The organism is Kitasatospora sp. NPDC056800 (genome assembly GCF_042789775.1).
Lineage (GTDB): Bacteria > Actinomycetota > Actinomycetes > Streptomycetales > Streptomycetaceae > Kitasatospora.
In genome coordinates, this window is record NZ_JBHUAL010000278.1 from 1 (window position 1) to 10,336 (window position 10,336).

The 10,336-nt window shown below is 71.0% G+C and carries 8 protein-coding genes; 1 reads left to right on the forward strand and 7 read right to left on the reverse strand.

The annotated features are described in order from the left end of the window. Positions 1 to 32 precede the first annotated feature (32 nt). Positions 33 to 584 carry a hypothetical protein gene (locus tag ACFRQN_RS37610; protein WP_380745077.1) on the reverse strand — a complete coding sequence of 184 codons (552 nt, stop codon included), beginning with the start codon at positions 582 to 584 and terminating at the stop codon, positions 33 to 35. 283 nt (positions 585 to 867) lie between these two features. Continuing rightward, positions 868 to 1,500 (reverse strand): S1 RNA-binding domain-containing protein, encoded by a 633-nt coding sequence (locus ACFRQN_RS37615; protein WP_380745063.1) that lies wholly within the window; start codon positions 1,498 to 1,500, stop codon positions 868 to 870. A 470-nt stretch (positions 1,501 to 1,970) separates the two neighbouring features. Between ACFRQN_RS37615 and ACFRQN_RS37620 the strand changes: the two genes are divergently transcribed. Next, positions 1,971 to 2,618, forward strand: a complete 648-nt coding sequence (locus ACFRQN_RS37620; RefSeq protein WP_380745066.1) for a hypothetical protein — start codon at positions 1,971 to 1,973, stop codon at positions 2,616 to 2,618. 164 nt (positions 2,619 to 2,782) lie between these two features. On the opposite strand, the gene ACFRQN_RS37625 is transcribed toward ACFRQN_RS37620, so the two are convergent. The 5 genes from ACFRQN_RS37625 to ACFRQN_RS37645 all read right to left on the reverse strand — a co-directional run bounded on the left by ACFRQN_RS37625 (position 2,783) and on the right by ACFRQN_RS37645 (position 9,949). Beyond that, entirely contained in the window at positions 2,783 to 3,898 is a 1,116-nt protein-coding gene (locus ACFRQN_RS37625) for a hypothetical protein (protein WP_380745068.1), read from the reverse strand. 80 nt (positions 3,899 to 3,978) lie between these two features. Next, positions 3,979 to 6,033, reverse strand: a complete 2,055-nt coding sequence (locus ACFRQN_RS37630) for a dipeptide ABC transporter ATP-binding protein (protein WP_380745070.1) — start codon at positions 6,031 to 6,033, stop codon at positions 3,979 to 3,981. Between the two features lie 19 nt (positions 6,034 to 6,052). Next, entirely contained in the window at positions 6,053 to 6,892 is an 840-nt protein-coding gene (locus ACFRQN_RS37635) for an ABC transporter permease (RefSeq protein ID WP_049649315.1), read from the reverse strand. A 158-nt stretch (positions 6,893 to 7,050) separates the two neighbouring features. Continuing rightward, positions 7,051 to 7,995: an ABC transporter permease gene (locus ACFRQN_RS37640; RefSeq protein ID WP_380745073.1), complete on the reverse strand. Its 945-nt coding sequence runs from the start codon at positions 7,993 to 7,995 to the stop codon at positions 7,051 to 7,053. A gap of 43 nt (positions 7,996 to 8,038) precedes the next feature. After that, positions 8,039 to 9,949, reverse strand: a complete 1,911-nt coding sequence (locus tag ACFRQN_RS37645; protein WP_380745075.1) for an ABC transporter substrate-binding protein — start codon at positions 9,947 to 9,949, stop codon at positions 8,039 to 8,041. Positions 9,950 to 10,336: the final 387 nt, after the last annotated feature.

The following is a 10,336-nucleotide window of genomic DNA, read 5'->3' on the forward strand; positions in this document are numbered from 1 at the left end:
CGGCCGAGCTCCGGCCGACAGCGCCGCACCTCTCACTCCCGCCAGCGGGGAGCCTCGTCGTCCGGGGTGTCAGGGCTGGCGAAGTGGAAGGGGACCGACAGGTGCCCGGCCAGGGCCCGGCCCGCGTGTTCGGCGGCCGCGGCGCACACGAGCTGTCCGCTGCCGACTCCTTCCCCGTCCAGGTAGCGCCTGGCCGTGGTGGAGTAGACGGTGGCCAACGGGTGCTCCCGCACCGGGTCCTCGGTGATCGCCAGCAGGACCGTGAACCAGTCGTGGACGGTGTCGCCGTCCCAGACCACCTCGATCGCCACGACGCGGCCGGGGCAGCCGGCGGCACGGAACGCCAGGGACTCCAGGTCGAGGGGGCTGTCGGGGCTCCGGGCGATCCGGTCGCCGTGGTGGGTGTAGCGGTCGTTGACGATGTCCTGCGCGATGCGGATGCCGATGCCGGAGGGGACGCGGCCGACATCGACGACGGTCCGCAGCGCGTGGAAGAGGGAGTCCTGGAGGACGTACCCGTCGATCTCGTCGCGGATCCCCGCGGGCAGGCTCTCCCACCATGCGGCCCGCGCCGCCTCGTCCATCTCCACCGGTTCCTCCCCCGCTTCGCTGCGGCCCTTCCCGACAGGGCAGTGCGCCACGGTACCCGAGGCGGTACGAACGAGCGCCTGATTTTCCTGTCCGCCCCCGACGCGCCCTTGCTCCGTGCCCGACGACCCCGGTCGCACCTGTGTGATCGGGATACCCGAGCCTGGTGGCGAGGACGTGCTCTTCTGAGCCCGGCACCTGTGGGAGACCGAGGGGCACGCGGCTGGCGGCGCGCCAACCGGATATGCGTCGAGTGCGCCGCACGCGGGACGATCACGATCAGCGGGAGGGGGGCTCCTGCCGCGACAGCGCCAGCTTTCGGCGTCCTCGGTCGATGTCGGTGACGACGACCAGGACTTCGTCGCCGACTCCTACGACCTCCTGTGGCGTCCGTACGGGTGTCCGTGCGAGGTCCTTGAGGTGGATCAGCCCCTCGACCCCGTCGGCGACCTGGACGAAGGCGCCGAACGGGACCAGCCGGGTGACCCTTCCGCGCAGTGTCCGGCCCGCGGCGACGCTGTTGGCGAAGTCCTGGAAGGGGTCCGGCCGCATAGCCCGCAAGGACAGCCTGGCCTCCCCGTTCGTGGTGTCGAAGTGGAGGAATCCGCACGAGACGCGCTCACCGACCCGGACGATGTCCGAGGCCGTTTCGAAGTGACACCAGGACAGTTCGGGGATCGTGATGAACCCGACCCCCGGGAAGACCGGATGGCCGGGCCCGTCGTCCAGCGCCACGAACACGCCGAACGACTCGATCGACGCGACCGTGCCGGCGAGGATCTGGCCTGGGGCGAGCCGCTTCAGAAAGGCCCACAGCTCCGGGTTCCCGGTGGCTGCCGTGGACAGCCGTACGCGGCCCGCGCGCGGGTCGACGGCGATGACCTCGGCGGTGATCCGCTGACCGACCTCCACACCCTCGCTCCGAGGCCGCCCCCAGGGCAGGTCCAACGAGCCGACGAACCCCAGCGGTCTCGCCGGGAACCCGTCCAACGTCACCGCCACCCCGGAGCGGGTGACCTCTGATGCGACCCCGCCGCACAGGTCGCCGACGCGGATCGCTGACAGAAAGCTCCGTGCGGCGCGGTCCTCCGGTGCTTCGCGCATGGCGGCAAGCCTTTCACGAAGGGAGGGGCGGGTTGCCAGGAGGCGGGTGTCGGACTCGGTTCGGGCGGGAACGTGCCGGTCCGTCTGCGGGTTGATGCCCCTGCTCGGGGCAGCACGACCGCCGAAGGTTCAACCACCATGGAAGCGCAGGCCGACGGGCTCTGGAGAGCGGGGGAGGGTTGCGCCGGTGTCGCTCCGATGTTCCTCACCCCCCGAGACAAGGCTGTCGGCGCGGCGGCGGAACGTCGCCGTCAGGGGGTGTTCCTAGACTCTGGCCCATGGGACTTTCGATATCAGTGGGACTCCTCTACGACCAGGCTCGCAACGATGCGGAAGGTCTCGACCATCACCGGTCGGCCTTCGCCCGCCTCGGCCGGGCGCTCGTGGAGGAAGGGATCGGCTGGCACGAGCCGGAGATCACCGATCCGCCTCGTGCCCGTACCTTCTCTGGTGGCTTTCCCTACGGGTACCTGACCCAGCTGCGCCGCATCCTGGTGCTCGTGAACCTGGGCGAACCTGTCACGTCGGCTCTGGAGGTCAGCGGGCGCCAGTTCGACCGCGATTGCGAGAAGATCCAGGATGAGACGTCGAGGCTGGCCTCCCATCTGCTCTGCCACTCCGACAGCTCCGGCTACTACGTGCCGGTCGAGTTCGAGGATCCGCTCTTCCTCCCTGACGAGGCGGCAGTCGAGGGCGCCGGAATCGTCGGCTCCAGTCTGCGCCTGCTGGCTGAACTGTCGGACCTGGCGCCGTCGATCGGCATCAACCTCGACGACGAGAGCGTTCCCTCCGGTTCGGGGGAGGCATGGGAGGCTCGGGATCTCGCGGTGGACGGACCGTTCGCGACGGAGCGCTTCACCTGGTACCAGCTCTATCGGGCGTGCCTGGCAAGCATCGAGGGCGGCCACGCCATCGTGTTCCACTGACTCATTCCCGGCAGTGGTCATTTCCGGATTCCGTCGAGGACGAGGACGAGGACGAGGACGACGACGGTGCGGGCGACGGAAACGCTGGAGGGAGCCCTCGGCGGAGGGGACCTCGGCGGGGGCACCCCGCCCCGAAGGCGGGGCGGGGTGCGGGGTGGGTGCGGTCAGTGGGCGAGGATGCGCAGGGTGGAGTTGACGGTGAGGTAGAAGGTGTGGGCGTCGGGGCCGAGGGCCAGGGCGGTGACCCAGTTGAGGCCGGTGATCTCCTCGGCGGGGACGAGGGTGTTGGTCGCGGTGTCCAGGGCGAGGACCGAGGCCTTGCTGTCGCCGCTGGTGAGGTCCTGCAGGACCAGGTAGAGCCGGGTGCCGTCGGCGGACACCGAGGGGTTCTGCAGCCACTGGCCGGGGGCGAGGTCGAGGGTGGTGAGGGTGTCGGTGGCGAGGTCTACGGCGTAGCCGGTGCCGTTGTTGCCCACGCCGTAGAGGCGGGTGGCGTCCGGGGAGAGGGCCAGGATCGGGCGGGAGCCGATGGTGGCGGCGGTGGTTCCGGTGATGGTCGGGGTCGCGGTGCTGGTGTCCAGGCGGACCAGGTTCTCGTCGGTGGCGGTGTACGCGGTGTCGCCGTTCGGCGGCGTGACGATCGAGCCGAGGTAGTGGCCGGGGACCGGGACGGCGGTGGTGTAGGCCTGCTGCTGCGGGGAGAAGGACAGGACCCGGGCGCCCGGCTCGGCCGGGCGGTGGTAGCGGGCCGGTCCGTCCTGGCCGACGTAGACGGTGGCGCCGTCGGGGCTGACGGCCAGGGAGGTGAGGGCGCCGGGGAAGGTGCCGTCGGGTCGCGGCTGGTCGGGTGCCTCGGTGCTGGAGACGACGGTGTCGGTGGCCGTGTCGATGGCGCCCAGGCTGGACAGCGGTGCCTTGCGGGCGGTGGAGAAGAGCACGTAGACGCGCGAGCCGTCGGGGCTGACGGCCAGCGGGCCCGGGCCGGCGCCGAGACCGGTGGACAGTGTCACCACCGCGGTGATGGCGCCGCTCTGGGTGTCGACCACCTTCACCTTGGCGCCCTTGGTGGTGTCCTTCACCGCGACGTAGGCCTTGTGCCCGTCCGGGCTGACGGCCACCGAGGCGGGGGACGAGTCCAGTTCGACGGTCTGCGGGACGCCCGGGACCGGGCCGCCGGAGGTGTGGGTGGCGGCGCCGGCGGAGCCGGACCCGGTGAGCAGCAGCGCTCCCGCCACCGCCAGGGAGCCTAACCAGCGGGCCTTCGAGACAAGCGAGTTCATGTAACCCTCCCCTTCGTACACCGCGGGTCCCCGCGGTGGAAGGAAAACGCTACGGGACGAAGCCGGTCCGGGGTGCGGCTTCACCCGGGAGGTGACGGCCGCAGGGGGAAGTGGCAGGCGGCCAGGTGGTCGTCGGGGCCGTAGGCGGTCAGCGGTGGCTCGACCTCGGCGCAGAGCTGCTGCGCCGCCGCGCAGCGGGTGCGGAAGCGGCAGCCGGACGGCGGGTCGATCGCGGAGGGGAGTTCCCCGGCGACGCCTCGGTTGCTCCTGGCCCGTTCCACCGCCGGGTCGGCGACGGGGACGGTGTCGAGCAGGCCGCGGGTGTAGTGGTGCACCGGCCGGGCGTACACCGACGGCGCGGGGCCGATCTCCACCAGCTTGCCGAGGTACATCACGCCGATCCGGTCGGACAGGTAGCGGACCACGGACAGGTCGTGCGAGATGAACAGGTACGACAGGCCGAGTTCGCCCTGGAGGTCGCGCATCAGGTTGAGCACCTGGGACTGGATCGACACGTCGAGGGCCGAGACGGGCTCGTCGGCGACGATGAGCCGGGGGCTGAGGGCCAAGGCGCGGGCCAGCCCGATGCGTTGGCGCTGGCCGCCGGAGAACTCGTGCGGGTAGCGTTCGAGGGCGGTGAGCGGCAGGCCGACCAGGTCGAAGATCTGCCGGATCCGCCGGTCGCGCTCGGCCGGGCCGTCGACCCGGTGGATGTCGAGCGGTTCGCGCATGATCGAGTGGACCGGCATCCGCGGGTTCATGGCCGCGTAGGAGTCCTGGAACATCAGCTGGACGTCGCGGCGCAGCCGGCGCCGCTCGGCCCGTGGCGCCAGGGCGAGGTCGCGGCCCTGGAACACCAGGCTGCCGCTGGTGGGCCGTTCCAGGCCGACGATGAGTTTGCCGACGGTGGTCTTGCCGCAGCCGGACTCGCCGACCAGGCCGAGCGTCTCTCCCCGGCGGACGGTCAGGGAGAGGTCGGCGACGGCGCTGACGGCGCCGACGGTCCGGCGCAGGACCAGGCCGTTGGTGACCGGGTACTGCTTGACCAGGTGCTCGACGCGCAGCAGCGGTTCGGCCGCCGGGCCGTCGGCCGCTGCCGTCACCTCGTCGGTCACCGCCGGAGTCTGTACAGCCGCCGTCCGTGCTGTGGACCGGACGCCCGATCCGGCCTCGCCGACCGGGAAGTAGCACGCGTACCGGTGCTCCGGGACCTCCCCGGACAGCGGCGGCTCCTGCGCGTGGCACTGCTCGGTGGCGTAGCGGCAGCGCGCGGCGAAGCGGCAGCCGGGCGGGGGAGTGGTCAGGTCCGGCGGCAGGCCGGGGATCGAGTAGAGCCGGCCGCCGGAGCGGGCGGAGCGTTCCGGCAGCGAGGCGAACAGCGCCTCGGTGTACGGGTGGCGGGGGTTGCCGTAGAGCGCCTCGGTGCCGGTGGTCTCGACGACCTTCCCGGCGTACATGACGGCGATCCGGTCGGCCCGTCCGGCGATGACGCCGAGGTCGTGGGTGACCAGGATGACGGCCATGCCGAGCTGCTGTTTGAGGTGGTCGATGAGTTCGAGGATCTGCTTCTGGACGGTGACGTCGAGGGCGGTGGTCGGCTCGTCGGCGATGAGCAGTTTGGGCTCGTTGGCCAGGGCCATGGCGATCATGGCCCGTTGGCGCATGCCGCCGGACAGTTCGTGCGGGTAGACCAGGGCCCGCCGGGCGGGGCTGGGCATGCCGACCAGGGACAGCACCTCGACGGCGCGTTCGTGCGCCTCCTTGCGGGAGGCCCGGCGGTGGATGCGGACGGACTCGGAGATCTGCCGGCCGATGGTCATGGTCGGGTTGAGCGAGGTGGTCGGGTCCTGGAAGATCATCCCGATGTCGTTGCCGCGCACCCGGTCCATCGTCCCGGGTTCGAGCGCGAGCAGGTCGCGGCCGTCGAGCAGGACGCTGCCGCCGACGACGCTGCCGCCGTTCGGCAGCAGCTGCATGATCGACATGGCGGTCATGGTCTTGCCGCAGCCCGACTCGCCGACGATGCCGAGGGTCTCGCCCGCGTCCACCGCGAGGTCGACGCCGTCCAGGGCCCGCACCACCGAGTGCTTCAGTCGGATCTCGGTGCGCAGGCCGGTCACTTCGAGGAGCGCCACTGCCGGAACCTCCGTCGGTTCACCGTTTCCGCAGGCGGGTTTCGAAGGCGTCGCGCAGGGCGTCGCCGATCACGTTGAAGCAGAGGATGAGCAGGATGATCACGGCGGCGGGCGGGTAGATCATCCACCAGTAGCCCTGGCCGGCGTAGTTGGTGCCGACGTCGAGCATGCCGCCCAGGTCGTTGTCGGGGGCCTGGAGGCCCAGGCCGATGTAGCTGAGGGTGGAGAGGGCGAAGACCGCGTCGGCGATCGAGAACGTGGTGTTGACGATCGTGGTCCCGATGGTGTTGGGCAGGATGTGCTTCAGCACGATCCGCCCGCCGCCCGCGCCCATCATCCGGGACGCGGCGACGTAGTCCCGGACCTTGATCGCCAGGGCCTCGCCGCGGACCAGGCGGGTGATGCCGAACCAGGAGGTCAGGCCGACCTCCAGGATCAGCATCGTCTTGCTCTTCCCGTAGACGCTGCTGAGGTAGATCAGCAGGAAGATCAGCGGGAAGGACATGAAGGAGTCGATCACCCGCATCATCAGCGCGTCGACCCAGCCGCCCAGGTAGCCCGCGACGGCGCCGTACAGCGCGCCGATGACGGCGGCGATCAGGCCGGCGGCGAGGCCGATCTCCAGGCTGGTCTGCCCGCCGGCCATCACCTTGCCGAGCTCGTCGATGCCGTCGTTGTCGGTGCCGAGCGGGTGCCCGGCGCCCGGCGGCAGGGTGACGGCGGAGAGGTTCACCACCGAGGTGTCGGCGTGGTAGAACAGCGGGCCGAGGAAGCAGAACGCGGTGATCGCGACCAGGACGGCGACGGCGACCAGGGCGAGCCGGTTCTCGGCGAAGACCTCCGCGCCGCGCCGGAGCATCGAGCGGGGCCGACCGGCGGGCTCCCCGCCGGGGGCGTCGAGCCGGCCGGGCGTCGTACCGGGTCGGGGCCCGGGCGTCGTACCGGGCGCCGCGGCGGGTGTCGTGCCAGTCGGGGGACGAGACGGGGGACGAGACGGAGTGCCGGGTGTCGGGGCCATCAGGTGAGCCTCACTCGGGGGTCCAGCACGGCGTAGCCGAGGTCGGCCAGCAGCGAACCGACCACGGTGGCCACCGCGGTGAGCAGGGTGGCGGCCAGGGTGATGCCGTAGTCGCTCTGCAACGCGGCGCGGGTGGTCAGCAGGCCGATGCCCTGGATGTTGAAGACGTACTCGACGATCAGCGCGCCGCCGACCAGCGCGGGCATCGAGAGGCCGACCAGGGTGACCATCGGGATCAGGGCGTTGCGCAGGACGTGGCCGTACAGGGTGCGGCGCCGGGAGGCGCCCTTGGCCTGGGCGGACCGGACGTAGTCCTGGGTGATCTGGTCCAGCACCCCGGAGCGCATGTAGCGGCTGTAGCCGGCCACGGTGGTGACGGTCAGGGTCAGGACGGGCAGGCAGACGGCCCCGGGATGGGTCAGCGCCTCACCGAAGGTGGCCACCTGGTCGTGCACCGAGACCCACTTCAGGTCGTCCTCGAACCACTGCTGGATCAGGAAGCCGATGAAGAAGGTCGGCACCCCGTAGGCGATGAAGGAGAACACCGTGAAGGCGTGGTCCAGCGCGCTGTTGCGGCGGGTGGCCTGGAGCAGGCCCGCCGGTACCGCGATCAGCAGCGCGAGCAGCAGCGAGGCGCCGACGATGTAGGCGGAGGCGCCGAGGGCGTTGAACAGCAGGTCGGAGATGGGGCGCTGCTGGATGTAGTCGAAGCCGAGGTCGCCGTGGAGCAGGCCGTCCAGCCAGGTCCAGTACTGCACGTAGACCGGGCGGTCCAGGCCCATCTGGTGGGTCAGGTGGGCGATGGTGGCCGGGGTGGCGTGGGAGCCGAGGATCGCCCGGACCGGGCCGCCCGGCATGAGCTGCATCAGGCCGAAGGAGATGACCGTGACCATCAGCACCGTCACGAGGGCCTGGAACAGCCGACGGATCAGGTAGGCCGTCACCGCCGCCCCCCGAGGGGGGCCGCGGCGCGCTCACGGGTGGCCGTCATTTCGTGTAGTACCAGTACTCCGGCTCGTAGCCCTGGAAGGGGTCGCCGGCGTCGACGTGCAGCTTCTTCGTGACCTCGCTGACCGTGAGCGTGTTGGGGGTGTAGATCACCGGCTGGTCGCCCGCGATGTAGTCCTCGTAGGCGTACAGGTCGTTGACGTCGCTGCCGGTGGTGGTCTTGACGATCAGCTGGTCCAGCTTCGGGTCGGAGAAGCTCCAGACGTTCGGCCCGGCGCCGGTGGCGAACAGCGCGTCGCCGGTCGGGTAGTAGTCGGGGGCGAAGACCCAGCCGCCGTAGAGCAGGGCCTGCCACTGGCATCCGGCCGGCTGGGCGGCGGTGCAGGCCACGCCCTCGTTGCCGATGGTGTTCTGGGTCTGGCTGACGACGGTGATGCCGATGCCCGCCTTGGCCGCGTCCGAGCGCATGTCCGCCGCCATGGTGTCCAGGGCGGCCTGGCCGGAGGGGTAGTTCATGGTGAACGCGGCCTTGGTGCCCGCCGCGATGCCGGCCCCGCACTGGTCGGGGCCGGTGCCCGGGTTCGTGCAGGTGGCCGGGGTGCTGTCGGTGTTCCAGCCGTGGCCGCGCAGCAGCTGCTTGGCGGCCGCCGGGTCGTAGGTGGCCTTCTCGGACTGGCTCTTGGGGGAGAGCGGGTTGCCGGCCGGGAGGCTGGGCACGGCGCCGGTGCTCGGGTAGCCCCAGCCCTTCCAGATGCCGTTGATGATGCCCTGCTGGTCCACGGTGTCCTGGACCGCCTTGGTGAAGTAGGGCTGCTTGAACAGCGGCCCCACGTCCGGGTTGGCGAAGTTGATCTGGTAGTACGAGATCTCGTCCAGGTAGGTCGGGGCCGGGATGTAGTAGCCCGCGCCGCTCAGCGGGTTGCCGGCGTCCGGGTTCTTGGCGTTGAAGGTCGGGGAGTCCTCGGCCGGCAGGTAGCCGACGTCGATGGCGTTTGCGCCGCCGCTGCCGGCCTTCAGGTCCGCGTACTCGGTGGTGTCCGAGGTGTACGGGACGAAGTCCACCTCGTCGAGGTAGGGCTTCTGCGGTCCCGAGTAGGCGGTGTTCGGCACGATCGCGTACGCGCCGGAGGTGCCGTTGTAGGTCTTGAGCTTCCACGGGCCGTCGACCACCGACCACAGCGGGCTGCCCGCGAAGTCGCCGCCCTTGGTCGACTGCGCGCTGAGGTAGGCGTAGTCGGCGGCGCAGTCGGTCATGGCGGCGTCCGAGCCGAACGCGTCGTTCGCGCAACCGCCCTTCTGGCCGGGGCCGGTGAGGTCCCAGGCGAGCGGCATCGGGGTGATCTGGCTGAGCTCGTCGTCGGTGAACCAGGTCTGGCTGACCGGGGTGTCGAGGGTCAGCGTCAGCGTCTGGCCGGAGGCGGTCGCCGAGGCCACGTTGTCCGGGAAGTACTTGGCGCCGATCGCCGGGTTCGGCGGGGTGTAGTAGCCGCTGTTGGACGTCTCGGCCTTGGCCATGTTGATCCAGAACAGCACGTCCTGGGCGGTGACGTCCTCGCCGTTCGACCACTTCCACGGTTTGACCTGGATGGTGACGGTCTTCCCGTCCGGGCTCCAGGCGGGCGCCTCGCCGAGGGACACCTCCGGGTCCAGGGCGACCTTGTCGTTCAGCCCCCAGTAGTACAGGGGGCGGTAGAACAGCTCCTGGAACTGGCTGGTGTTCACCGTGCTGACCTGGGCCGCGGAGTCGAACGGCCAGATGGCGTCCGGGAAGGTGGAGGGCGCCTCGGCGACCCGCACCACGCCGCCCTGGACCGGGGCCCCGACCGGCCCCGGGCTGCTGCCGCTGCCGCCCCCGCCGCCGCTGCCGCTGGTGCAGGCCGCGGCGGTCGCCACGACCGTGACCAGCGCCACCACTTGTGCGAGTCTGCGCGCTCCTGTGGACTTCGTCATCCTGGGCATGCCCCTCTCACCCCACGTGAACACCAGCGAGTGCTTTCCTTGCGCGATCCGACGGTTCGCCGACGCGGGCATGGCGGTGCCGGGACCGGGCAAGCGTGAGCGGCTTTCCCGACGCCGGGAAGGCACCGGCGTCCGTGGGCTTCGGCCGCGTGCTGCTGGCCCTGCCCCGCCGGGTGCTAACAGTTAGACGGATTTCGCGGAGACTGAGAAGACCCGGGAAGGGCTGCGGTTCGTCAAGTTTCCATCAAGGAGCGGATCTTGGGACCGTACGGGCTGCCGTCCGTCCGGGCCCGGTGTGCGCTGAGGCCGGCCCGGAGCCCCCTGCCCCTCGGCCCCGCGGCGGCGGGAGAACCCGGCGAGGGCCCCGCCGCGCAGGCG